Source organism: Micromonospora pattaloongensis (assembly GCF_900107255.1).
In the GTDB taxonomy this organism is placed as follows: domain Bacteria; phylum Actinomycetota; class Actinomycetes; order Mycobacteriales; family Micromonosporaceae; genus Micromonospora_I; species Micromonospora_I pattaloongensis.
Map to the genome: position 1 here is coordinate 327234 of NZ_FNPH01000002.1, position 23213 is coordinate 350446.

Sequence of the window (23213 nt, forward strand, 5' to 3'; positions counted from 1 at the left end):
CCCCCACCCACGAGGAGGATCATGTTCGTCCCATCCGACTACCGGGCCGACTCGGCGGCTCAACTCTGGTCGGTCATCACCGGCCATCCGCTGGGCCTGTTGGTCACCGTCGGGCCGGACGTGCCGTTCGCGACCCACCTCCCGGTGGTGCCGGCCGGCGACAGCGACAGTGACGGCGACCTGGTGGGCGCCGTCCTGCTCGGTCACCTGAACCGGGCCAACCCGCAATGGGGATCACTCGTCGACGGGCAGGCAGCCAAGCTGATCTTCGTCGGACCGCACGCATATGTCACCCCGGCCGTCTATCCGGCCGCACCGGCCGCCCCGACGTGGAACTTCGTCGCGGTTCACGTGACCGGCGTGGTGCGACCCGTCACCACCGCCGAGGAGACACTGGCCGTCGTCAGGCGGACCGCCCTCCTGCTGGAGCACCGCTTCGGCGACGGCTGGGACCAGGACGGGTCGGCGAACTACTTCCGGTCCATCGTGGCCGGCGTCGGCGCGTTCCGATTCGAGGTGACCACCGCGGACGGCACCTTCAAGCTCAGCCAGGACAAGCCGGCCCACGTACGCCGCCGGATCGCCGATCGCCTGGCGGAGCCGGACCAACCGGGCGGACCGGCCGTCGCCGCCCTGATGAATGGTCCCCGATGACGGTGACCTCGCTCTGGACCGAGCCGATCTCCGCCGCCTGCCTGGGCGAGATGATCCGAGGGCTCGGCGACCGCACCGGCCCAGCCGTCGTCGACGGGGACCGCACCCTGCACTACCCCGAGTTGAGCACCTGGGTCGCCGAGTTGGCCGGGCGGCTCGTCGCGGCCGGAGTGACGGCCGGTGACCGGGTAGCGGTCACCGGACGGCGCAGTGCGGAGGTGATCGGGGCGATGCTGGCGACGGCCTCAGTGGGCGCCGCCTACGTGCCGCTCGACGCCGAATATCCGACCCGGCGCCTAGTCCACATGCTGGTCGACTGCGATGCCGCGCTGCTGCTGCACACCGGCGACCGGCCGGACTTCGCCGGCGCCGCGCCGTCACTGCGTATCCCCGGACCGGGCGAAAATGCCGCCGCGGGACCGCTCCACCTGCCCTGCGATCCGGAGCGGCCGCTCTACGTCATCTACACCTCCGGCTCGACCGGTCGTCCGAAGGGCGTCGCGCTGCCGCATCGCAGCATCGACAACATGGCCCAGTGGCAGTCGGCCCACTCAGTCCGCCCCGACCTGCGTACCGCCCAGTTCGCCCCGATGAACTTCGACGTGTGGTTCCAGGAGGTGCTCGGCACCCTCTACGGTGGCGGCACCGTCGTGATCATGCCGGAACGGCTGCGCCGAGACCCGATCGCGCTGCTCGACTGGCTCGCCGACGAGCGGATCGAACGGCTGTTCCTGCCCGGCGTCGCCCTGCAGATGCTGGCGCTGGCGGCGGCCGACGACGACCTCGACCGGCTCGCGCTGCGCGAGGTCAATGTGGCCGGCGAGCAGTTGCTCTGCTCGCCGCCAATCCGGGAGTTCTTCGAGCGGATGCCGGAGTGTCGTTTCAACAACCACTACGGCCAGAGCGAGTCCGCGATGGTCACCGTGCACACCCTGTCCGGACCGCCGGCGAGCTGGCCGGCACTGCCCCCGATCGGCCGGCCCCTGCCGGGGTGCGAGCTGCTGATCGCCCCGCTCGACCCGGCCGAGCCGCACGTCGGTGAGCTGCTGGTGGCCGGCGCCCCGCTCGCCGTCGGCTACCTCAACCAGCCCGAACTCAACGCGGAGCGATACCGCCCGGTGCCACCCACCCCCCGGGGGCACACCCGGGCTTTCCATACAGGCGACCTCGTCCAGATCGAGGACGGGCAGGTACAGTTCCTCTCCCGGCTCGACGAGGAAGTCAAGATCCGGGGCGTTCGGGTCAACCCGCTGGAGGTGGACGCCTGCCTGATGGAGCAGCGCGGCATCGACGAGGCGGTCTGCGTGCCGGTGGACGTGGCGGCCGGGTCACGCCAGCTACGAGCGGTGGTCACGCTGGCCGCCGATCAGCCGCTGGACGCTGACGAGCTGCGTCGCGCGCTGGCCGAACTACTGCCTGCGCAGTCGATCCCCGTGACGATCGAGGCGGTGCCGTCCATGCCTCGCACCCCGAGCGGAAAGATCGATCGCAAGGCAGTCGCCGAATCCCTGCTCGCGACGGTACGGCCATCGTGACATTGCTGATCCTCGACTATCCCGGACGACGGGCCAAGGCCCGCCTCAGCGACATGGGGCTGGAGGGCCACGGCTTCACGTGCCATTACGCGTTGGCCGGAGCGCTGCCGGCCGCGGCCGACACCACCGCGTACGCCGCACGCCTGGACCTGCCCGGTGACGCCGAGGCAGTGGTGGCCCTGTGCGCGACCGCCTCGCTCGGCACGGCGATCGCCGCCCGGCTCGGTGCCCCCGGGTCGCCGCTCCCGCTGGTGCTCGTCGACCCGCAGGCCAGCGGGGCCTGGGAAGTCGCCACCGCGTACGCCGAGGTCCTGGAGCAGGTCACCGAAGGCGATCCGACACTGGGTGCGAACCCGATCGACGTCACGGCGCTGCTCGGCCGCGGTGACGTGCTGCTGTCCGCGATCGAGGAGGACCTGTCCGCCCGAGCCCGGGCCGTTTTCCTGGCCGACGGTTACGACATGGCCGAGGCCGAGGAGCCCATCGCCGAAATGTTGTCGATCTACCAGCGCTGGCTCACCTGCCTGGTCGCCGCGCACCACCACGAACCGGTCGCCCATGGTGACGTACTCCAGGTCCTTTCTCCCCGGTGGCCGGACGATCTGACCTGGCTCGGCGTCACCGCCGAGACGACCATGCGGGTCGATGCGCCCCCCGACCAGATCGCTCGTCACCCGGCGGCCGCCGCCGCCGTCGTCGACTTCCTCCGCTCGAGGAGAAGCACCGGAGTAGCCGTATGAAGGGCGCCCTCACCCAGACCGAGACCGCCATCGCCGCCATCTGGGCGGAGGTGCTGGGTCTCGACGTGATCACCCGGTCCGACGACTTCTTCGAGCTCGGCGGCGATTCGCTGCTGGCCACGAAGGTCGTCGTGCGCATCCGGCGGGCCTGGTCGGTGCGGTGCACCGTCCAGCTGATCATCGATACCCCGGTGCTGTCCGAGTTCGCCGCCGCGGTCGACGAGCTCGCCGGAACCCGCGGATGAGTCCGGCGTACGACGTCATCGTGGTCGGCGCCCGGTGCGCGGGCGCCTCGACGGCGATGCTGCTGGCCCGCCAGGGCCGCCGAGTGCTGCTGCTGGATCGGGCCGCCATCGGCTCGGACACGATGTCGACGCTGTACATCCGGCCCGGCGGGGTGGCGCTGCTGGCCCGCTGGGGCGTGCTCGACGCGGTGGTGTCCTCCGGGTGCCCGCCGCTGGACACGATTGAGTACGACGTGGGGGAGGTGCGGCTCGCCTCGGCCACACCGCGGACGCCCGGCGCGGACGCCGCGTATGCCCCGCGGCGAGGCGTCCTCGACCGGCTGCTCGTGCAGGCCGCAGCGGAGGCCGGCGCCGAGGTGATGGACCGCACCTCGGTCCGAGAGCTGCTGCGCTCCGGCGACCGCGTGACCGGCGTCCGGGTGGACGGTGGAGACCTGACCGCCCGGCTGGTGGTGGGCGCCGACGGCATGCGCTCGGCCGTCGCGGAGATGGTGGGCGCCCCCACGGTGGTGAGTGACCCGTTGGCCAGCTGCGTCTACTTCACGTCGTGGAGCGGGCTGCGAACCGGCTTCGGCTTCCACGAGCGTCCCGGCAGCTGGATCGCCCGGATCCCGACCCACGACGGGCTGACGATCGTGTCGACGTACTTCCCGCAGCAGGAGTTCGCCCAGATCCGCCGCGATCCCCTCGCCGCGCATCTGGGCGCGATCCGCCGCCACGCACCCGAGCTCTACGACCAGGTGGCGGACATTGTGCCGACCGACCGGATTCACGGCACCGGTGACCAGCGCAACTTCTATCGGCAGGCGGCCGGCCCGGGCTGGGTCCTGGTCGGTGACGCGGGCCACCATCTGGACACCATCACCGCGAGCGGCATCACGAACGCCTTCTTACAGGCCGACCTGCTGGCCGCCGAACTGGTGGGCACCGATCTCGACGACCACGAGACGACGGACGCGGCGACGGCCCGCTTCGGCTCGCAGCGGGACAGAGCCACGAGTTCGACCTATCGCAGCACGTTGGACCTGGCGCGGCTCTCGCTGAGCCCTGGCCGGATCGACCTGCTGCGCACCGTGGCGACCTCCCCCGGCGCCACGCAACGCTACTTCTCGATGGTGCTCGGCATCCTTGACGCGGCGGAGTTCTTCGACGACCCGGAACTGCTCGATCTGCTTTGATCCCCCCTCCCCCCTGGAGCGCCGCGCACTGCCGTCTCCTCTCCCCCAGCTCAACGACGCCCTGCCGTGTCCAGACCTCGGATAAGGACCCATGCCCGAGAACACCCTCGTCACCTTCCCCGCCGGCGAACTCACCGCGGAGACCACGATCCGCCTGACGGTCCCGGTCGGCGACCGGCACGGCATCGTATGCGCCACGACCCCGTTCCACCCGATCGACCACACCTGGCCCGACCAGCCGGCCGACCAGGGCACGCTCACCGTCGGCGGTCAGGCCCTGGCGGTCGAGGACTGCGTCATCGGTGCGGCGCCACGGGACGGCTCGGCGCCGATCAGCACGGGTGACGACATCGAGGTGCGGCGGGACGACCCGGACTGGAACTGGTATGTCGTGCACGTCGTGGCGGCCGACCCCGGTGCGGTGACCGGCGAGCGGGCCGGGCTCGAGGTGGATCCGGTGTGGCGGCACGGGTTGTCGGCCGGGCACACCATGTGCGAGCTGGTCGGCCTAGCCCTCAACCGAGAGCTGGCCGGGCGTTGGACGAAGCCGGTGAAGGACGACGCGCTCGGCCACCCGGACTTCGACAAACTGGCCATCACCCGGTCCCGGATCCAGCCGACCGGCAGCGTAGACCACTACCGGCTCGGGAAGTCGCTGCGGCGCAAGGGTTTCTCGGCCGACCGGCTGGCCACCGAGCTGCCCGAGCTGGAGGCCGGAATCAACGCTGTGATGGAGCGCTGGGTGGCCGAGGACGCAACGGTCGGCGTGGAAACGGAAGGCCCCGGCGTCGACGCGATGCGCACCTTCTACTGCGAACTATCGGACGGCGCCGTCCGAGTGCCCTGCGGCGGGACCCACGTCACGCGTACGGGTGAGATCGGGTTCACCCAGGTGTCCTTGAGCCTGTCCGACGACGGATCGGAGCTCCGGATGGAGGCTGCACGTCAGCTCCCCTGACCCGGGGCGATTGCTTCTTGGACTTAGCGCCAGGCGGTGGCCACGCCGATCTCGAAGCCGGCGGCGAGGCGGGTGTAGGTGTCATTTTTGCGCAGGTGGGCCAAGGCGAGCAGGGCCCAGCGGCCGGGGGTCAGCCGCCGCCATCGGGATTTGCGCTGGTGGCGGTAGCCGCGGATGCGATCGGCCAGACACCGACATCGTCGTCGCCGAGACACCTAAGCAGGGAACCGCACACCGAGCAGGAGACCGTGATGCTTGAGGCCGCGCGGTTCATCGGACTCGGCCTTTCTCCTGGCGTATTCGCCGCCGCGCCACGCGCACCACGGACACCGATGATGGTCTCAGGTGCGTCGGCACGCTCCGCGGGCCTGTGCACCCGCACGACCGGGCATCGTCGGGACACGCTGCCATCACCGGCCCGATCGTGACCACCCTCCACGCCCTCGCAACCGCGCTCGCCGACGCGTCCTTGCCGGCGAAGGCTGGCGCCGTGGCGATCTCGTCGACCAGGGTGGGCTCGTCCTCGGGGTACGGCGGCGATGGCTGTGGTCGGTCGCCGACGCGGTGCTGGTCGCCTTCCCGCGCCCACCCACCGACCGACCACGCGAGCTGGCCACGTTCCTGAGCACCCTCCACCCGCTGCGCGCGGCCGTCGCCACCGCCCGCCAGCACGGTCGCCGATGCTGTCGAGCGTCTCCCGTCCCACGTTCCGCATGAGAACGAGCGGGAGGCCTGGGCCGCAAAGCTGCGGCTGCGCCACAACCTGGACATATGGCGACGCGGCGACGATTTCCTGACCTGGAAAGAATTCGTTGCGGACCCCAGCAGGTTGGGTATCGCCCGGACTCCTGGGACGCTCTGCTGGTCGCCAGCGAGTTCGTCCAGCACGATCGCGTAATCGGGCAGGACCGACGGTCGCTGTCGCCGACCCAACGATCCGGCCGCCAGTTACGCGCTGTTCGGATCCGGCTGGTGGACGGCGAGGAGCCTGCGGCTGGAAGCAGCGGAGATTTTCGCCTCAAAGGGACTGTCAAACGAACGGTGTGTCCACGGTTTTGAGGACTACTTGCGGCCTGCGGACAGGCGGCCTTCGAAAGTGATGTCGAAGGCGTTGAGGGCTGGTTTCCAGCGCATGGTCCACCGCCGGCGCCCCTGCCCGGTGGGGTCGAGGCTCATCACGGCGAGGTAGACGCACTTGAGCGCGGCGGCTTCGTTGGGGAAGTGGCCGCGGGCGCGGACGGCGCGGCGGATGCGGGCGTTGACGGACTCGATGGCGTTGGTGGAGCAGACGACGGTGCGGATCTCTGCGTCGAAGGCCAGGAACGGCACGAACTCGGCCCATGCCTGTTCCCAGAGCCGGATGATGGCCGGATACCTGTCACCCCAGGCCTCGGTGAACTCGGCAAAGCGGGCTCGGGCGGCGGCTTCGGTCGCAGCGGTGTAGACCGGCCGTAATGCTTTGGCGATGGCGTCCCAGTGCTGCCGGCCGGCATACCGGAACGACGCCCTCAACAGATGGATCACGCACGTCTGCACGACGGCTTGCGGCCACACCTCACTGATCGCGTCGGGCAGGCCCTTGAGCCCGTCGCAAACCACCATGCACGCATCCGCGACGCCGCGGTTCTTCAACTCCGTGAGGACCTGCAGCCAGAACTTGGCACCTTCGCCGCCGTCACCGGCCCACAGGCCAAGGATGTCGCGGGTGCCTTCCACGGTGACGGCCAAAGCGAGGTAGATGGGCCGGTTGGCGACCTTCCCGTCGCGGATCTTCACGTGCACCGCGTCGAGGAAGATCACCGGATAGACCGGGTCCAGGGGTCGGTTCTGCCACCCGGTCATGCCCTCGACGACCTTGTCCGTGATCGTCGAGATCGTCTGCCGCGACACGTCGGCGCCATAGACCTCGCCCAGGTGGGTTTGGATCTCCCCGGTCGTCAGGCCCTTGGCCGACAGGGAGATCACCATTTCGTCCACCCCGGACAACCGGCGCTGCCGCTTGCGGACGATCCGCGGCGTGAATGAGCCCTCGCGGTCACGGGGCACGTCGGTCTCGACCGGGCCGACGTCGGTCAGCACCCTCTTGGAGCGGCCGCCGTTGCGGTGGTTGGATCCCTCTTTGGCCGTGGCGTCGCCCTTGTCATAGCCCAGGTGATCGCTGATCTCACCCTCGAGCGCAGATTCCAGAACCCGCTTGGTCAGCTGCTGCAACAGCCCGCCGTCGCCGGTCAGCTGCAGTCCCGCCGCCCGGGCCTGCTCCACCAGCCGGCCGACCAGCTCGTCGTCCACGCCATTCACCGGCGGCTGCGCCGGATCCTTTTTCGCCACCGCGGCAGTATCCACGGCGGTCGTCATGTCGGTCATCGGTGTCTACTCCCTAATCAGGAGACACACCGTTCGTTGTACAGACCCTGGCTAGGGCTCATGCAGACCTCAGGGCCGCGATGACCGGCACTGGTGGCCGCGCCGGTCACGATGAAGCCCGCAAGTTCGCCCGGCTGACCCCTGGCGCCACCCCCCGGCGGGGCAACTTTGGTTAGATTGGCGTCCGTGCGCTTCTCTGAAGAGTGTTTCGTATGGTGGGCGCCAGTTTCCGCTGCGGCGCCGCTATTGGTGCATCTGCTGGACGATGTGGAGCGGCAGCGGATAAGCGCGCTTCGCCGTTCGGCCGACCGGGCTCGCTCTCTGCTCGGCGCTGCCGTGCTCCGCTTGGTGGTTGAGCGGCACACCGGAGTACCAGCCTCCCGCGTGACGGTGCATCGGGCCTGCAACCGGTGCGGCGGCCCCCACGGTCGGCCCCGCGTACCCGGTACCGGGCTGCACGTCTCGGTGTCGCACTCCGGCGACTGGGTGGCCGTCGCGCTGACCGAGGCGGGAGAGGTAGGGGTCGATGTTGAGCGCGAGGCGCCGATCGACGTAGATGAGTTGCGTTCTACGGTGCTCGCGCCCGGTGAAGCCGTACGTGGCGTGCGAGACTTCCTCGTCTGCTGGACGCGGAAGGAGGCGATCCTCAAGGCGACCGGAGATGGACTGATGGTGCCGATGACGCAGGTTTCCGTGGGTGCGCCGGATACCCCTCCAGTTCTGGGCGGTTATCCCGATCGCCCCGGCCTCGTCGCGCAGTTGTTTGATCTTGTCGGCCGGGAGGGTCATGTGGCCGCACTAGCTGCGGTAACTGAAACTGCGCTGACCATCCGGGAACTGGACGCGACGGCACTGTTGGCGGGCATGTCGTCGGGGCAGCCTGCCTCAATGGATCTACCCCTTGTGTAGTTGCGTGCAGAAGCGGTCGGTGGGGCGGTCGTCGTGCCGCCCCACCGACTTGAAGCCCCACACCCGCTACAGCCGAAAGACAAGGGTTTGCAAGCCAGTACCGGGCCCTACGAGGTCCGACTGATCTTCAACTACGGAGCACACGGCGGCCGTTTGCGACCCGGAAACCGAGGGCAAAAAAACGAGAACCACAGGCCACGGTCAACGTCGGAGCAGCTCATTAGAATCCGTGTATCGGCGATGGTCGGTTGACCTTGCCTTCTACACCGAGTGCCCGGTTCGGCCACGTCCAACTATCGAAGATCACCCGCCAGTCGGTGAAGGTCTTCGTCAAACACCTCAAGACACAGCTCGCCGACTCCAGCGTCTCGAGCGTCATGTCGCTGTTCGGCCTGCTCATGCGCGAAGCCGTCGCCGACCGCCGCATCGGCTACAACCCCTGCGCCGGCATCAAAGTGCTCACCCGCCGGGCCCCGGAACGCCCGCACGCCACCCCGGCCCAGGTCAACACCATCGCCTCCCGCATCCACCGGCGCGCCGACCAGATCCTGGTCATCACCGCCGCCTACACCGGCATGCGCTGGGGCGAACTCGCCGGCCTCGCCCGGGCCAACACCCACCTCGGCGACGGACTCATCCAGGTGCACCCCGACGTCGGCGCCCTGCACGAAGTCGCCGGCCGCCTCTACCTCGGCCCACCCAAAACCGCGAACTCCGTGCGCGACATCCACCTCCCACCGTTCCTGACCGGCCTGCTACAGGAGTTCCTCGACAGCCACGACCACGACACCGTCTTCTGCGGCGCCCGCGGCGCCTACCTACGCCGCTCCAGCATGTCCCGCCGCGTCTGGGGCCCCGCCGTCAACGGCAACCCCCGCGCCCACACCGGCCCGGTCATCCAAGGCATGCACTTCCACGACCTCCGACACACGCACAAAACCTGGCTGATCGAAGACGACATCCCCGAAGTCGCCCAAGCCCAGCGACTCGGCCACCGCCTGCCCGGCGTACGCGGCATCTACAGCCACGTCACACCCGCCATGCGCCAGCGCATCACCGATGCGCTCCAAAACCGCTGGCTGACCACCCAACCCGCACCCGCCGCCCACGTGCCGCACCTGCACGCCGCGTAGCCAGCGACACCGGCTCTACGGGCGGCGCCAGCACGGCGCCGCCCCGCCGCCGTTCACCCCACCAGCGGCGACCACGCCGACGCGTGGCAAACCCGGCCGCAGGGACGTCAGGAAGGCAGACGATCATGTGCTCCCATTTTGCTCCCAATGTAATGGGCGCAAAACGAAAGGCTCGTTACCGAAGATTCGGTAACGAGCCTTTGACCTGCTGTTTCTCTGGTGGGCGATACTGGGTTTGAACCAGTGACCTCTTCCGTGTCAAGTTCGCGCAACGAGGCTCGGTACGGTCTCCTCCGACGTCAGGCAGCGTCTCGGGGCCCAACCTCGGCTGCTGCGGTCGCGTCGGTTGCTGTACTCCTGTGCTGTACTAACTTCCACTGCGAGGGGCCGATCTCAATCCCTTGACCCCCAGAGATCGGCAACGCGGTCCCGCTCGGCTCGCACCGCTGGTCGACGGTCCGATGGTGGTCACCGTGGTCCCGCTCGGTGCCGTCGGTTTCTGTACTCCGCCGCTGTACCGCTGGAGCCTCCTGCCGAGCGGGTACGGGGCTAGCTTCTCAACCCCACGCTCGCCCCGCCCGCCACCGGGTCGAGTCCACACCTGTCATGCATCCGACAGACACGTGGCGCAATGAACACGTGGGATCACGTATCGTAGGCAAACCCCCACCCCTGGCGAGGCGACATGTACTTTAGCGAGAGATTCGGCATCCAAAATCCATCGCGCTACGATTGGTTCGACCCAATCCTAGAGGTGGACACGCTCCTCTTCGTCGACCCCTTCTTGCTTTTTGCCGACAAAAGCGAGGAGTGGGCGACCGCCCACGACAACGTCATGGAATATTTTCATTCGGCCTTCGAACTGCTCGCCAAGAGCGGGATGCGCAGGGGTCAGCTATACGACCGAGTGCTAACCCTCATGCTCTTCCCCGAACCCAGGGAATTCAGGCTTGGGTACACGGCGAAGAGCACGGATGGGGCAGGCGCCGGCAAGGGTCTCGCGAAACAGGTTGTCGGGGCTATGGGCGAAGCCATCAACCGAGGACTTGACGACATCAGTCACTTCGAAGAACTCGGCATCCTGGTCGACCGGTTCAACCGTGATCGCATTTCAGACGTCATCTGCAACCTGCTGAAGCCGAGATTCATCTCATATACTCAGCGCGTATGCGAAGAGCTAGAAATCCCCACCGAGGAAGTTGAAGTCCCCCACGCCACTTTCAACGAGATGCGCAATCGGTGGATGAGCGAACGAATCAATCTGCCAGTTGACGAAAAAGGCAAGCCAGTTATCTTGACACCCAAGCGCTTCCTTAGAGAGCTGCCGACTCTCTCTGCCGACAACTGGTATGACCACCTCGACACGTCACTGAGGGACGACCTCAACCTCCGGATCTCCGGACAGGTAAGGAAGTCCGACATCCTTGCCGCGGCTCGTGCCAACATCGGCACATACCGGATGTGGATTCAAGCGCAAGAGAACCGTCACCCGGAACCGTATGACGTCGATCTGGATCCCAAGCTCTACGTTCAGTGGCAACGAGTCGCGAAGATGGCAGCAGAAAGCTTCCCGCAGGCTAGACAACGAGTCATTCATTCAGAGACGGAGATGCTGGCGTTTATAGATGAAGTTGTTGGATACGTCCAGCACTGGGTTGAACGGGATGGCGGCTGGCGGCTTTTCTGGAAGGACGCCCCCAAGCAGACCATCCCTGAAACCAACATGCAGATTCTTTTCCTCGGCATGGTCAAACAATACTGCAAAGCTGCGGGCATCCGGATTGATCGAGAGGTTGAGACCGGGAAGGGTCCGGTTGACTTTGCGTTTAGCGGAGACGGTCGGCTGCGAGTGCTGATCGAAATGAAGAAGCTGACGCACGGCGAGTTTTGGAACGGCCTCTTCAGGCAGACACCGGAATACGTCCTGAACCTGGAGGTCAAAGACGCAGTATTTCTAGCCATCAAGAATTCCACGACGAAGCCCATGAGGAAGCGATGGGCCGAACTGGAGTTGAATGCGGCAGAAGTACGCCGAAATTCTGGCTTGAACATCCGGACGGCAAAGATCGATATTATGCCAAAGCTGTCGGCGAGCAAGGATAAAGGAGTCCAGTCAGACGAAGAGTTGGGCGAGGAGGACGGCGCAGACCCGGAGTCCGGTATGTACGCCATCACCGATGACCTCGATAATGAGACGGACGACGAGGGCGACTAGCTTTCGCTCGGTCGAGACAGCGAATCGCTCGATCGGCCACATCGCCATCCCGGAGTGCCCGAGGACCCCGCCGGAGGCACGCTCTGACACCGAAGTCGTGCCGCATCCAGCGGGCCGGTTGTCCGAACGCATCGATGACCGAGATCCGATCACTCTCTAGTCTACGTAGGTTCCAGCTATGCGCCGATCATCCTTGTCCTCCCTTCTGAGCCTCGCCGTCCTCGTCGGGGCGGCAGCTTGCTCGTCGTCCCCTCCCCCCGACTCCGCTGCCCCAGACGCGACTCCGTCCGTGGATCTTGAACAAGCATGTTCCGACCCTAAGTTCACACCGCCCGATCGGGATGAGCTCTGCGGATCAGCTGAAGAGACCTCACACTTGCAGCGTGTGAAGGTCGGGCAGCCGTTTGAGTACACCCAGACCTTCAGCGACAACTCTCCACCTGTCCAATGGCGGATCACGGTGACGAAACTGGTCTGTGGCATCAAGTCGATCCCGCACGCAGCAGCCAACCCGAAGTGGCAGGGAGAGTCGGACGTTCCGGAGTACATCACCGCCACCCCAGAGGCAGGGAAGGAGTTCTGCCGGGTCGATGCGACGTTGACAAACATCGGCAAGACACCAGGCTCATCCATGGACTTCGCAGACGTTGTGCTCGACAAAGGCCAGTTCGCTTCGTCGAGCAGCGACGAAGAGGCGACGGGCAACCTCAACAATCTCCTCAACGAAGACACCACGACAAACCCCCGGGCCACGGTGAAGGCAGCCCGCGTATGGTCGGTTCCGACGGGATCGACCCCTGTCGCAGTGCTGTTCCCGTTCGAGACGGTCTTCTCGGGACCGACGTATCGGATTGAGCTGTAGCCTGCAGCCGACCGTGCACCAATCACCGCGCCCGGCCTGCCTTCGCCTCGTGTGTGCGCGCTAAAGCCTGGTACCACCCTGATTCTGGTGGTCGCCGGCCCACAGGGCCGCCACGACGGCGCACCTCCCGGCCTCCATCTTCCCGTCGCTGCCGGCTTACCGGGCGCGAGCTCCGCTACGTGCGCATGGCCCGTTAATCGGCATCCGCAACTCGTAAATGCGCTTATATGCGAAAAATACATTTAGGCCCGCCAACGCTGCTCTTAGTGCGCTTGCACCGCTAGACTGCCCACATCCTCACTCTGGCATAAGGAACAGACATTGGCTCAAATGCGGGTAATCGCCGGGTCGCCCAATGAGAAAGGTGACATCCTGACATCGTTGGCGCAGGACGTCTTCCATCAGTTGGGATACGAAGACCTCAGACTAAACGTACCAAAATCCGGACGAGAGGTTGACATACAAGGGAGCCACAAGTTTGAGCGACGGCGCTTGGTGGCTGAGTGCAAGGCCGTAGACGAGCCGATTGGCGGCGCTGACCTAAACAAGTTCGCCGGAGTGCTAGGCGCTGAACAACACGGCGCACCAGTACCCGTACATGGCTACTTCTTGTCGGTATCAGGATTCCGCAGTTCCGCCCTAGAACAGGAGCGGCAAATCGAACCACCTCGCATGACTCTCATGGACGGAGAGCAAATTGTAGAGGTACTTGAGGCCGGCAAGGTCGTCGCACCACAACGGCAGGCGATTGAGGTTTCCGGTCGATTCGTTGGAGCTACACGTCCAGAGCTTTTGCTTCAGCGTCAGTCGGAGCTATTGGCAACAGCCATGGGCTGGATTTGGGCAATTTACTACCGGTCGCCATCCGGAAATAGGTTCGCCTGCTTGGTGCACCCGGACGGACAATTGTTAAGCGCAGAACTCGCCGAATCGCTGAACCTTGAAGACTTTCCCGAGATCCTTGCACCGGCCACGTCAGAGCCGATGCTAGACGTAAATACGGCACGCTCCGTCTATATCACATACCTTTTAACAGAATTCGGCGCCATCACCCTGGAAGGGATGCCCACCGATCAAGAAATTGGGTCCCGGTCATTTAGGCTGGAGAGCCTTTATGTGCCCCCGACGCTAGAAAATATCGTTCGGAGCAATAACGAGATTACCCATGATGCAGAGGATCCTCCCGCACAACTCGCCGCAGAGGATTTCTCCGTCAGCAACATTAGTCTTGGTGCAGCGATCTCGACACATCACCGCCTAGCCATTCTAGGGCCTCCGGGGGGCGGAAAGTCAACCATCATCAAACGTCTTGCGGTTGCCTATGCAGATCCTTCCCGTCGCGTCGAATCAGACGACGAGCTTCCGGAGCATTCACTTACTCCTTTCGTGATTCGCTGTCGGACGCTATCTGCCCAACCGAACAAGCCGATCAGAGATATCCTGAATGATTTGATCCTTTGGGCGGAACGTCCTGATTTGGCGGATACGTTCAAGGCTTGGGTTGGCGAAAGTTTGAGGCGAGGTGAGGTTCTACTGCTTGTCGACGGGCTTGATGAGATTCACGTAGACACCGAGCGTTCCCTTTTCGTGAATCAGCTCAGAGTATTCCTGTCGACCTATCCACAGATTCGTGCGGTCATCACATCAAGAGAGGTCGGCTTCCGGCCGATCGCTGGAGTGGTCGCCTCGACCTGTCACAGAATGCGAGTTGCGGACCTCTCCGATGAGGGGATCCACCAGTTGGTCCACGCATGGCACGCCGAGGTTGTCGGCCGAGGACAGAAGGCGACTGAAGAAGCCGAGAAGCTTGTCAGTCAAATTGTCACCATGGACCGGATCAGGCGGCTGGCGGGAAATCCGCTGCTCTTGACCACTCTGCTTCTTGTCAGGCGGTGGGTGGGACAACTTCCTCGGCGAAGGTCAGTCCTGTACAGGAAGGCAATTGAGGTTCTACTCATGACCTGGAACATCGAAGGTCATGCTCCTGTCGACCCTGACGAAGTTCTGCCGCAGCTCGCCTTCGCAGCGCACCAGATGATGCTAAATGGAAAGGCCAGGGTTAGCGGGCCAGAGCTTGTTGAGCTGTTCAAAGAAGCGCGACGCGAGATGCCGGATGTGCTAGCTTACGCAAGGACCCCTCCTAGTAAGTTGGTGGAGCGCATTGAGGAGCGGAGTAGCCTCCTCTCGCTCAGTGGATATGACGTCAAGAATGGCGAGATTGTCGCCATGTATGAATTTCGGCACCTCACTTTTCAAGAGTATCTGGCCGCCCTTGCGATCGTCCAGGACTGGCTCCCTGGCGAGCTCTCGACTTCGAATCTCGTCGAGAAGTTAGAGCCATTTCTCAGGGTTGGGGAGTGGAAGGAAGTCGTAACTCTTGCAGTCGCTCTTAGTGGACGTAACGCGGGTAGTGTCCTGCGAGCCTTGGATACCATCATCATTGAACCACCCCCCAGTGACTCCGCCTCGAAAGAAGAGGTCGAAGAATATTGGGAGCGGGTGGATAACGCTGCGTCGAATGCTTTTATGTGCTTAGCTGATGACGTTCTCATTGATCCAGCGTTGGCCGCCGACATCATCCGTCACTCTGTCGAGGCGGAGCTCTCCGAGTATCTTGACATAGGCGGGCTCATTGACTCGCGCTATGCCGAGACGTTTTACGAGGTCTCGTTCAGCGGGGTGAAAGAAGGTCGACACCCACTGGTTGACTACGTCCATAACTTAGCCGAGTTCGTGGGCGCCAGCCAGGGAACTCCGTTGGAACGCTGGCCCGAAATCTCACAGGAGTTGATATCCTCGACGTCACTTGACGAACGTCTACGCGGTTTAGCGCTGCTCTTGTATATCTCTTGGGACTCCAGGGCGAGGGATCCTCAGGACATTTTTGAGATTGCGTCCTTCGACAGCCTTGGGTACCCAGTGACGGCTGCTGCGAGGCTTCTCGCTGCTGGTGCGACGACCCGCGCAGAGACGATAATGGTTCAATGGGTGCTCGGCTGGTTGGGCGAGCTGCTCGATACTCAGATGGTTGCCGAAGTCCTTCCGAAGCTCTTGCACAACTGGATGTCTGAGGATGCCGATATCAACGAGTTTGCGCCGTGGGCCATTTCCTCATTGCCAGTGGTCGTCGGTTGGAACGCAGACCAAGACAAAGACCTGCTCGAACGCTTCCTCGGTGAGCAATTCGCTGCTAAGGACTCACGGCTAACCGCTAAGAAGAGAGCTGCGCTTACGGTGGCTTTCGAACAAGGGATAAAATGGAACCGCGACTCGCTTCGCGAGCTCGCATCCGCACTTATCACCCACGAGAAGGGCGATTCGGCTCGGCTCTGGATTCGCAAATTCCACCGATTGCTAGACGAAGAGGCGCACCCGTAGGTGCTCCATCACCCGGCGGTGCTGGCTAACCCATCCGCCGGTGCCATCCCGTCTGCCGCCGACCCACGCACTGTGGAGCGGGCCAGGGCCAGGGTGACAAGGTGGAGCGCCCTACTGGACGTACGACCTTGTCGCCCTGGCCCTGGTCTGCTCGGCTTGCCTGGGTCGGTGGCTGGCGGGATGGCATCCCTACCTCAACCACTCACGACCAGAACCGTTCGGCAATCCCATCCCGGAGTCGTCTGGCCCCCGCCGGAGGCAGCTCTAACCCCAACCACCTTCCAACCCTCCACCCTCCTCCTACCTCCGCCCCTCCCCCCACCTCGGACCCGTGAGCGGCCTCGCGCGTTCCGTTCGGCAACTCCAGCCGACCGGCCTTCGACCGGTCCACGGCTTCGAGTCACGAGGATGGAGGAGGCGGAAGCTGATGTGTCTGCCTGCCCACGGTCACCCGTGGACTCGTCACCCGGTCACTGAACTGACCAGGGTGACGCGCGGGGCGGGGCGTGGTTTGCGGGCCGGCTGATTTTCCGCCCCGGCGCCGTAGGCAGCCGGGGCGGCGGCTCCGCAGGAGCCGGTTGCCGCGCCCCGGCCCGCGCCGCGCGGAGCGCCTTGATCTGGTACAGGCGAATTCGGCAACAGATCACGGCCACGTCCCGGTCTGCATAGCCGGCAGCGCACAGCACCCGCCCCGGCCGTCGCGTTCCTGATTCGTCACCGGGAACGGCTGGGGCCCGCCTAGCTGGCTGACTTCGACTGCCCGGCCGCTCCGCACATCGCCGCCCTTGTCACTTCCCTCGATCGCCCCGCGGCTTCATCAGTCACGTCCTGGTCCTCAACGGCAAACGTCCGCGCGGACGTGCACACCCCACCACGGCGGCAACTCCATGGCCCACACCCGCCATCCGCGTATGGAGCGACTAGGAAAGATCAAAGCTTCTCGACTCGCGCCCCGTTCAAGACGTGACGGCGAATCCGCTCGGCTGCGGTATGTGGAGCCAGCTCGGCGGTGTTCAGGAACAGGTCGCGGTCGAGTAGCGGCTCTGTCTCGTCCCAGGCGCGAAGGCGCTCGGCTGTGTCGCCGGTGTGCCGCGAGATGATCCGCTGCTCGGCCACGTGCCGTGGGCACCAGAGATAGACCACGCACCAATCGGCATCCGGGACAGCCGCGGTCACTGCTGCGACGGCGGCACGCTGGCCCAGGTGCACGATCGGCACCCCGGCCGACAGGTGCTCCACCAGCGATGGGCGGTCGACCGCGTACCGAGCGCCGTACCGGTGGTTCTCCCAGACAACTTCCCCGCGATGATGCAGCTGGTCGAGCGATGCTGTGTCGGTGATGCGGTAGCCGGTAGCGCGCCCCGGTCCCACCTTCAAGCGTCGGTACAACGCGAACCGGGAGTCGAGCTCATGTAGGGCGGCTGTCACGGTGTCCTTGCCGGCCGCTGGCGGCCCATAGATGATCACACCGCGCATTCAGGATGCCTCGTCCGCGAGGATTCCCTTCACCAGCTCCTTGGCTTGTTCCTGCAAGGGGCGGCTGGATGCGCAGTTGTCCACCACGAAGTGCTGACCTGCGGGCCGGAAGTCAAGGTTGATCGTGTTCAGGTATCGGTCCCAGTCGGCAAGCTTGAAGGCGTCCCGCGCAGCTCCCCGACGCCGTACGTAGGTCAGCATCGTCTCGCCGTCGCAGTACACCCACACCACGACGGGGACCGCCTTCGCGCTTTCGTAGTAGGCGCAGGTGCGGGCCATCCAAGTGGGATCGTTGAACTCGCGAATGAACGGTGCCGTGACGATGACGCTGTTACCGCACTGCACGTTCTCGCTGGCCGCGTCCTGGAGGGCCTCGTACTCCCGCGGGCGGATCGTGTTCAGGTACGTCTGCGACTCCCGATCGTGCGGCGACAGACCCAGCGTCTCTAGGGCTGCCTCGACGACCGGCCGCGTCAGTGTGTCCTTGTCGAGCATCGGCCAGCCAGTCTCGCGCGCCAGGATGCGACCCAACTCGGTCTTGCCGCTGCCGGCGTACCCCCCGACCAGAACCACGCGGGGACGCTGCGGACGGACCTCGCTCCGGCGCAGCTGGTCGGGAGCGTTCACCACGCGCTTCGATCGGGACTCGTTGATGACGAGTCCTTCGCCAGCCAAGACCTTCATCGCCTCACTGATGGTGAAGACGCTGACGTCCCACTCCTCGGCGAGCTTTCTGGTTGAAGGCAATGCGGTGCCGTGGGCAAGCCGCCCTGCCTCGATCTCGTTGCGGATGTTGCGCGCCACCTGCTGATGCCGGGCCTCCGGCCGCTCGGTGCGGCCGTGGGGAGAGGTCATCACGGTGCTCCCTGCTCGCTTGGGTCGCGTACTGGTGCAGGCTACCAGGGACCTAACAGATGAAAGGGATTCTGCCTGGTCAGTGGCGCTGCGCAAGAACTTTCGACCTAACAGTTGACTGAGATAGATATCAGTTGTTAGGTTGCGTGCATCACAGAGGCCGGATCGCCGGCCAAGTCGCAGCAGCGAAGGAGTGGGTCATGGCCCTGAGGGGTGGTACTCGATTCGCGGTTCCGTTCGAGGCGGTCTTTCCGCACGGTGCGGTGTTCGTGCCGGATTCGATCGCGGAGGCGCAGGACTTCGACGAGAAGACCCGGATGCGGACGCCGAGCAAGGACAAGCTGACGGGTCAGCGTGTGTGGCAGTGCCGGGTGATGGACATGGACCCGGAGCTGGGCGCGCGGTCGCGTGAGGTGTCGATCAAGATCCTGGCCAATGTGCAGCCGGTGCCGCCGGTGGGTCCGTTCCAGGCCGTGGAGTTCGAGAACTTGACGGTCACGCCCTACGTGGGCAGCAACGGCCGGCTCGCGTACTCGTTCCGGGCGACTGCTTTGGTGGCGCCGAAGACCCTCGCGGAGTCGCGCGGCAAGGCCGCCTGACTTCTTCTCGTGGCGCGGGGGCGGTCTTGGCCCTAGGAAAGCTCGACCGCCCCCGCTGCCCTCTCCAAATCCTCTCGGCCTGGAAGGGCAGGTTCATCATGCCTGTTGTCCTGGACTGGATGCGCGGTGGCAGTGCCGGCGAGCCGGTCCCGTGCGTGATCTGCGGGAAGCCGGCGATCAGCCGTAGTCCCTCCGGTAAGCCGGTGCACAAGGTCTGCGCCGAGGCGTGGACCGAGCAGCACTCCCGCAAGGCGGTGGCGTGATGCGCGCCCCGCTGGTCAACTTCCGCCGGTTCCAGATCACCGCCCCGTGGCCGCTGGTCTGGACCGTCACCGTCGTTCTCCTGCTGGTCCGCTCCACTGTCCTGGCGGGTCGCTTCGTCGTCTTCGCCCTCCGGCACTGGCGGTCCTGGCCGGTCGTCGTCCTGGTTCTGCTCGCCGTCGACGCCTACCGGGATCACGGGTGGTGGCCTCACCTCCTGGTCCTCGTCGTCGTCGCCGCTACCGGCGCCGTCTGGTGGTGGCGTGGCCGCGACTCGTTCCGCAGGCTGGTCGTCCTCCGCGCCGTCTCGCTGTGGCGGCGGCTGTTGATCTACCGCCGTCAGTGGCACGAGGTCATGTCCCTGTGCGGCCTGGTGAAGAAGTACGACGGCGGCGAGGTCCTGCCGCGGCTGCTGTCGGTGCGGTGTACGGATGCCACGGACGAGCTGGTGCTGCGGATGCCGAAGGGTCAGAACCCGGAGGTCTACCACAAGGCCGCCCGTGACCTGGCGTACTCGTTTGGCACCCGGCACTGCCGCGTCTTCTCCGGCCGCCGCCAGGCACCCCCCGCCCGGTCAGGGCGCCTGGCGTGGCTGCTGCGTCGCATCGACGCGATCCGGTTCCGGGACCGGCCCCGGCATGTGTGGTTGGTGTTCATTCGCCGTGACCCGCTGACCCGCGTCGTGGCGCCGCTGCCCGTGCCGGTGCGGCCCGACTTCACCGCCCTGCCGCTGGGGCTGCGGGAAGACCTGGCGACCTACTGCCTGCGGCTGCTGGCCACCCACGTGTTGATCGGTGGTGCGACGCGGATGGGCAAGGGCTCTGTGATCTGGTCCCTGCTCCGCGCCCTCGCTGCTGGCATCCGCATCGGCCTGGTGCGGGTGTGGGCGATCGACCCGAAGGGCGGAATGGAGCTGGCCATCGGTCGGCCGTTGTTCTCCCGCTACGTCGACGACGACTGGTCCCGGATGGCGGACCTGCTCGAAGACGCCGTCGCGCGGATGCGGGTGCGTCAACAGGCGCTGCGCGGCAAGGTGCGGGTGCATACGCCGACGGTCGATGAGCCGCTGATCGTCATCGTCATTGACGAACTGGCCGCCCTGATCGCGTTCCTCGCGGACAGCGACATCCGGGTCAGGATTACGCAGGCGCTGGGACTGCTGCTGTCGCAGGGTGCCGGCCTCGGCGTCCTGGTCGTCGCGGCCACCCAGGACCCGCGCAAGGAAGTCGTGACGGTGCGGGACTACTTCCCGACCCGGATCGCCCTCGGCCTGACCGAGAGAGGTCACGTCGACATGCTGATGGGCGACGGTGCCCGTGACCGGGGAGCACTCGCGGATCAGATCCCGCTCTCGGCCAAGGGCGTCGCGTACGTGCTGCTCGACGGTCAACCCGAACCCGCCCGGGTCCGGTTCTCCTACATCGCCGATGACGTGATCCGGGACATGGCGGCCACCTTCGCGGCCCCGCCCGACATCCAGCCGGAACCCGAACCCGTCCCGGCCCCGGTCAAGCCGGCCCGGACCAACGGCAACGGCCGGCACACGTTCCGCCCGACTCCACCTCGGCAGGCCGCCGCGCCGCTGCTGCCGCCGTCGCTGCTCAACGCTCTGGACCTCGACGCCACTCGGAACGGAGGTGAGCCGCGGTGACGACCGACCTGCCCGAGAGCACCCCGGCCCGGATGCCCTACGCCGACATGCCCGACGAGCCGACCGAGGAGCCGCGCCGCTTTTACCGGCTGCGCGCCCCCCACGTCGACAAAGCCTCCGTCCCGGTGACGGTCCGAATCACCCCGGACGCGGACCTCTACGTCGCGGTCGGCTCCGGCCGCCGCCGCATGTACCTGACGCCCTCGGAGGCGTGGGCTCTATGGCGCTGCCTCTCCGAAGCCGTCGCCTCGACCGGCGAGCCGCCGGAGTGGATCCGCGTGCACATCACCCCCACCCACCGCTGACTTCCTTCGCCCGACAGGAGCCCGTGATGCGTACCCGCCGCTTGGCCCGTCGCCCGATCCGCCGGACCTGCCTCGACCTCGCCCACACCGACCCCGACCAGACCTGCCCCTACTGCACCCCCGACACCCAAGCGGCGGCCATCCTCGACGCCGCCCTCGCCCAGCACGCCGAGATCGCCGCCGAAGACGCCGAAACGTGGGGATGGGCCGCATGAACCTGCACCCGTTCCGACAGCCGCTGGTCTTCATCGCCACCCCGGCGGGCTTGCTGCACCTCGTGACCGACCCCGACGACTGCACCGTGTGCCAACAGCGCGGCGAGGTGCAGATCTGGAACCCGACCATCCACGACGGACTCACCCACGAGCTGACTCCACCGGCGCATCGGATCTGGAAGATCCCGTGCCCCGTCTGTCGCCCCGAGACCTTCGCCCGATGGGAGGCCCCGCAATGAGCCACCCGCTGTGGTCCTGGCTCCTGATGGCCGTCGGCGTCACCGGCCTATGGCTCGCCGGTAAGCGTTCCTGGACCGGCTGGGCCGTCGGCCTCGCCGCCCAGGTGCTCTGGCTCGGCTACGCAATCACCACGCGGCAGTGGGGCTTCCTCGTCTCCTGCTTCGTCTACGGCGCTGTCTATGTCCGCAATCTGCGCGCCTGGCTCCGACCCTCCCCGCCCGCTGCGCCGGAGCCGGAGGTGACCGAATGCGCCGCCTCCTGAACCCGGAACGGCTGGAAGCCGTCGCCCTGGTCCTCATTCTCCTGGCCGTCGGAGGCATGGCCGGCGCCGCGTCGTTCACCCACGTCAAGGACTGGACGATGCTGCACGCCCCGCACGGCACCGGGCAGTGGTTCGGCTGGGCCAACGCCGTCATCTCCGAACTCACCCCGGCCGCCGCTCTGCTGGTGATTCGCCGTCGCCGCCGCGCCGACCCGGCCGCATCGGTGCTGTACCCGCTGTCGATCCTGCTCGCCGCGGTCGCGTTGTCCCTGGCCGCGCAGATCGCCGTTGCCAACGACAGCTTCTCGTCCCGGCTGCTGTCCTCGGTGCCCGCGCTGGCCTTCCTCGCCCTGTCCAAGCTCGTTCTCACCGGCACCCGCCCCGCCGAGTCTCCGGCCCCGGTACCCGTGAAGCCGGCATCCGCTCCGGCTGCGGCCGCTCGACCTGTCGACCTGGAGCCGGTCGACATGCCGGTCACTCCGACGCCGGCCTACGTGCCGCCGACTCCGCGTCCGGCGCCCACTCCGGCTCCGGTGACCGTGCCGGCTCCGGTCCGCTCGGCGCTGATCTCGTCCGTCGTCCAGACGCCCCGCAACGGTGTCGTCGCCTCGGAGGTGACCCGATGACCCGCATCCAGCCCGCCCGCGTCTCGTCCCGTCCGCCGGCTCTCACTCGCCGGGTGGTCGGCACCCCGGCGGAGGTCGCCGCGACCGTCGCCCTGGTCCGTGACTCCGGCCGGCTGCTGTCCATGACGCAGCCCCGCCAGATCCCCGGCAGCGACCGGGTGACCGTCACCGTCCGGTTCCTCGACACCCCCGGCCCCGCCCCGGCCGCGGTGCGCCGGCTTCGGCGCGGTCACGTCATCGCCGCCGTCACGGTCCCGGCCCTCGGCGCCCTGGCCGGGATCGGCTACTTGGCGGTGCAGCTGGTCGACTACTTGGCGGTGCAGCTGGTCGACGCGGTCCGGACTGCGTTCCCCGCCATCGCGGGCGTGGTCCTGGTCCTCGTCGTCCTCGCCGCCCTGCTCCGCGGTAAGTCCGGGTGCGGCGGGATCCACTGCTCGGGCTGCAAGCACTGACCGCCATGGCGACCGGTTGGCCCACCTACTGCGCGCGATGCCGTAGGTGGGCCACCGCCCTCATCGAAGCCGGCTACCCCGGCACCGGCCATTACCGCGC

23 protein-coding genes and 1 pseudogene are annotated in these 23213 nt (G+C 66.2%); 20 read left to right on the plus strand and 4 right to left on the minus strand.

Annotated features, from left to right (window positions below):
• Positions 1-21: 21 nt before the first annotated feature.
• The 6 genes from BLW47_RS07320 to BLW47_RS07345 all read left to right on the plus strand — a co-directional run bounded on the left by BLW47_RS07320 (position 22) and on the right by BLW47_RS07345 (position 5310).
• On the plus strand, positions 22-654 hold the full coding sequence (locus BLW47_RS07320) for an FMN-binding negative transcriptional regulator (protein ID WP_091553293.1): 633 nt from the start codon (positions 22-24) through the stop codon (positions 652-654).
• A complete protein-coding gene (locus BLW47_RS07325; RefSeq protein ID WP_175543540.1) occupies positions 651-2189 on the plus strand; it encodes an AMP-binding protein in 1539 nt (512 codons plus the stop codon). The genes BLW47_RS07320 and BLW47_RS07325 overlap by 4 nt, the downstream gene beginning before the upstream one ends.
• Entirely contained in the window at positions 2186-2929 is a 744-nt protein-coding gene (locus tag BLW47_RS07330) for a hypothetical protein (protein WP_139307191.1), read from the plus strand. Before BLW47_RS07325 ends, BLW47_RS07330 begins: the two co-directional genes overlap by 4 nt.
• Positions 2926-3174: a phosphopantetheine-binding protein gene (locus tag BLW47_RS07335; RefSeq protein WP_091553300.1), complete on the plus strand. Its 249-nt coding sequence runs from the start codon at positions 2926-2928 to the stop codon at positions 3172-3174. The genes BLW47_RS07330 and BLW47_RS07335 overlap by 4 nt, the downstream gene beginning before the upstream one ends.
• The gene (locus tag BLW47_RS07340; protein WP_091553304.1) at positions 3171-4352 is read left to right on the plus strand and encodes an NAD(P)/FAD-dependent oxidoreductase; all 1182 of its coding nucleotides are present in this window, start codon (positions 3171-3173) and stop codon (positions 4350-4352) included. Before BLW47_RS07335 ends, BLW47_RS07340 begins: the two co-directional genes overlap by 4 nt.
• Positions 4353-4443: 91 nt before the next feature.
• Positions 4444-5310, plus strand: a complete 867-nt coding sequence (locus BLW47_RS07345) for an alanyl-tRNA editing protein (RefSeq protein WP_091553308.1) — start codon at positions 4444-4446, stop codon at positions 5308-5310.
• A gap of 26 nt (positions 5311-5336) precedes the next feature.
• Here the strand turns inward: BLW47_RS07345 and BLW47_RS07350 are convergent.
• Positions 5337-5525 (minus strand): annotated as a pseudogene (locus BLW47_RS07350) (transposase family protein); the annotation flags it as partial.
• Positions 5526-6372: 847 nt separating this feature from the next.
• Complete coding sequence (locus BLW47_RS07355; RefSeq protein ID WP_091553312.1) at positions 6373-7674, minus strand: IS256 family transposase; 1302 nt, start codon at positions 7672-7674, stop codon at positions 6373-6375.
• A gap of 186 nt (positions 7675-7860) precedes the next feature.
• Here BLW47_RS07355 and BLW47_RS07360 point away from each other — a divergent pair, with 186 nt between their 5' ends.
• The 5 genes from BLW47_RS07360 to BLW47_RS07380 all read left to right on the plus strand — a co-directional run bounded on the left by BLW47_RS07360 (position 7861) and on the right by BLW47_RS07380 (position 16171).
• On the plus strand, positions 7861-8583 hold the full coding sequence (locus tag BLW47_RS07360; protein WP_175543541.1) for a 4'-phosphopantetheinyl transferase family protein: 723 nt from the start codon (positions 7861-7863) through the stop codon (positions 8581-8583).
• Positions 8584-8900: 317 nt separating this feature from the next.
• Positions 8901-9716, plus strand: coding sequence for a tyrosine-type recombinase/integrase (locus BLW47_RS07365; RefSeq protein WP_245736506.1), 816 nt, complete (start codon positions 8901-8903; stop codon positions 9714-9716).
• A 754-nt stretch (positions 9717-10470) separates the two neighbouring features.
• Entirely contained in the window at positions 10471-11931 is a 1461-nt protein-coding gene (locus BLW47_RS07370) for a hypothetical protein (RefSeq protein ID WP_091553318.1), read from the plus strand.
• Between the two features lie 385 nt (positions 11932-12316).
• Entirely contained in the window at positions 12317-12793 is a 477-nt protein-coding gene (locus BLW47_RS07375) for a DUF4352 domain-containing protein (RefSeq protein ID WP_091553322.1), read from the plus strand.
• Between the two features lie 381 nt (positions 12794-13174).
• A complete protein-coding gene (locus BLW47_RS07380) occupies positions 13175-16171 on the plus strand; it encodes an NACHT domain-containing protein (protein ID WP_175543542.1) in 2997 nt (998 codons plus the stop codon).
• 930 nt (positions 16172-17101) lie between these two features.
• Here BLW47_RS07380 and BLW47_RS07385 read toward each other — a convergent pair.
• Positions 17102-17647, minus strand: coding sequence for a kinase (locus BLW47_RS07385; RefSeq protein WP_091553329.1), 546 nt, complete (start codon positions 17645-17647; stop codon positions 17102-17104).
• Complete coding sequence (locus tag BLW47_RS07390; RefSeq protein ID WP_091554588.1) at positions 17648-18502, minus strand: AAA family ATPase; 855 nt, start codon at positions 18500-18502, stop codon at positions 17648-17650.
• A 200-nt stretch (positions 18503-18702) separates the two neighbouring features.
• Between BLW47_RS07390 and BLW47_RS07395 the strand changes: the two genes are divergently transcribed.
• From BLW47_RS07395 to BLW47_RS07435, 9 genes are all read left to right on the plus strand, one after another.
• On the plus strand, positions 18703-19101 hold the full coding sequence (locus tag BLW47_RS07395; RefSeq protein ID WP_091553332.1) for a transcriptional regulator: 399 nt from the start codon (positions 18703-18705) through the stop codon (positions 19099-19101).
• A 98-nt stretch (positions 19102-19199) separates the two neighbouring features.
• On the plus strand, positions 19200-19364 hold the full coding sequence (locus tag BLW47_RS25060; RefSeq protein ID WP_175543543.1) for a hypothetical protein: 165 nt from the start codon (positions 19200-19202) through the stop codon (positions 19362-19364).
• Positions 19364-21013 (plus strand): FtsK/SpoIIIE domain-containing protein, encoded by a 1650-nt coding sequence (locus BLW47_RS07405; protein WP_245736508.1) that lies wholly within the window; start codon positions 19364-19366, stop codon positions 21011-21013. Before BLW47_RS25060 ends, BLW47_RS07405 begins: the two co-directional genes overlap by 1 nt.
• A complete protein-coding gene (locus BLW47_RS07410) occupies positions 21010-21318 on the plus strand; it encodes a spread protein (protein WP_245736510.1) in 309 nt (102 codons plus the stop codon). Before BLW47_RS07405 ends, BLW47_RS07410 begins: the two co-directional genes overlap by 4 nt.
• A 26-nt stretch (positions 21319-21344) precedes the next feature.
• Entirely contained in the window at positions 21345-21533 is a 189-nt protein-coding gene (locus tag BLW47_RS07415; protein ID WP_091554592.1) for a hypothetical protein, read from the plus strand.
• Positions 21530-21772 carry a hypothetical protein gene (locus tag BLW47_RS07420; protein WP_139307193.1) on the plus strand — a complete coding sequence of 81 codons (243 nt, stop codon included), beginning with the start codon at positions 21530-21532 and terminating at the stop codon, positions 21770-21772. The genes BLW47_RS07415 and BLW47_RS07420 overlap by 4 nt, the downstream gene beginning before the upstream one ends.
• A complete protein-coding gene (locus BLW47_RS07425) occupies positions 21769-22035 on the plus strand; it encodes a hypothetical protein (protein ID WP_091553347.1) in 267 nt (88 codons plus the stop codon). Before BLW47_RS07420 ends, BLW47_RS07425 begins: the two co-directional genes overlap by 4 nt.
• Positions 22020-22661, plus strand: coding sequence for a hypothetical protein (locus tag BLW47_RS07430; RefSeq protein ID WP_091553351.1), 642 nt, complete (start codon positions 22020-22022; stop codon positions 22659-22661). Before BLW47_RS07425 ends, BLW47_RS07430 begins: the two co-directional genes overlap by 16 nt.
• Positions 22658-23113, plus strand: coding sequence for a hypothetical protein (locus tag BLW47_RS07435; protein WP_091553356.1), 456 nt, complete (start codon positions 22658-22660; stop codon positions 23111-23113). Before BLW47_RS07430 ends, BLW47_RS07435 begins: the two co-directional genes overlap by 4 nt.
• The last annotated feature ends 100 nt before the right edge of the window (positions 23114-23213 follow it).

What these genes read in the sequence shown, in the direction of transcription:
- BLW47_RS07320 (WP_091553293.1), top strand. Translation starts at nt 22, where the DNA reads ATGTTCGTCCCATCCGACTACCGGGCCGACTCGGCGGCTCAACTCTGG.
- BLW47_RS07325 (WP_175543540.1), top strand. Translation starts at nt 651, where the DNA reads ATGACGGTGACCTCGCTCTGGACCGAGCCGATCTCCGCCGCCTGCCTG.
- BLW47_RS07335 (WP_091553300.1), top strand. Translation starts at nt 2,926, where the DNA reads ATGAAGGGCGCCCTCACCCAGACCGAGACCGCCATCGCCGCCATCTGG.
- BLW47_RS07340 (WP_091553304.1), top strand. Translation starts at nt 3,171, where the DNA reads ATGAGTCCGGCGTACGACGTCATCGTGGTCGGCGCCCGGTGCGCGGGC.
- BLW47_RS07345 (WP_091553308.1), top strand. Translation starts at nt 4,444, where the DNA reads ATGCCCGAGAACACCCTCGTCACCTTCCCCGCCGGCGAACTCACCGCG.
- BLW47_RS07355 (WP_091553312.1), bottom strand. Translation starts at nt 7,674, where the DNA reads ATGACCGACATGACGACCGCCGTGGATACTGCCGCGGTGGCGAAAAAG.
- BLW47_RS07385 (WP_091553329.1), bottom strand. Translation starts at nt 17,647, where the DNA reads ATGCGCGGTGTGATCATCTATGGGCCGCCAGCGGCCGGCAAGGACACC.
- BLW47_RS07390 (WP_091554588.1), bottom strand. Translation starts at nt 18,502, where the DNA reads ATGACCTCTCCCCACGGCCGCACCGAGCGGCCGGAGGCCCGGCATCAG.
- BLW47_RS07395 (WP_091553332.1), top strand. Translation starts at nt 18,703, where the DNA reads ATGGCCCTGAGGGGTGGTACTCGATTCGCGGTTCCGTTCGAGGCGGTC.
- BLW47_RS25060 (WP_175543543.1), top strand. Translation starts at nt 19,200, where the DNA reads ATGCCTGTTGTCCTGGACTGGATGCGCGGTGGCAGTGCCGGCGAGCCG.
- BLW47_RS07405 (WP_245736508.1), top strand. Translation starts at nt 19,364, where the DNA reads ATGCGCGCCCCGCTGGTCAACTTCCGCCGGTTCCAGATCACCGCCCCG.
- BLW47_RS07415 (WP_091554592.1), top strand. Translation starts at nt 21,345, where the DNA reads ATGCGTACCCGCCGCTTGGCCCGTCGCCCGATCCGCCGGACCTGCCTC.
- BLW47_RS07420 (WP_139307193.1), top strand. Translation starts at nt 21,530, where the DNA reads ATGAACCTGCACCCGTTCCGACAGCCGCTGGTCTTCATCGCCACCCCG.
- BLW47_RS07425 (WP_091553347.1), top strand. Translation starts at nt 21,769, where the DNA reads ATGAGCCACCCGCTGTGGTCCTGGCTCCTGATGGCCGTCGGCGTCACC.
- BLW47_RS07430 (WP_091553351.1), top strand. Translation starts at nt 22,020, where the DNA reads ATGCGCCGCCTCCTGAACCCGGAACGGCTGGAAGCCGTCGCCCTGGTC.
- BLW47_RS07435 (WP_091553356.1), top strand. Translation starts at nt 22,658, where the DNA reads ATGACCCGCATCCAGCCCGCCCGCGTCTCGTCCCGTCCGCCGGCTCTC.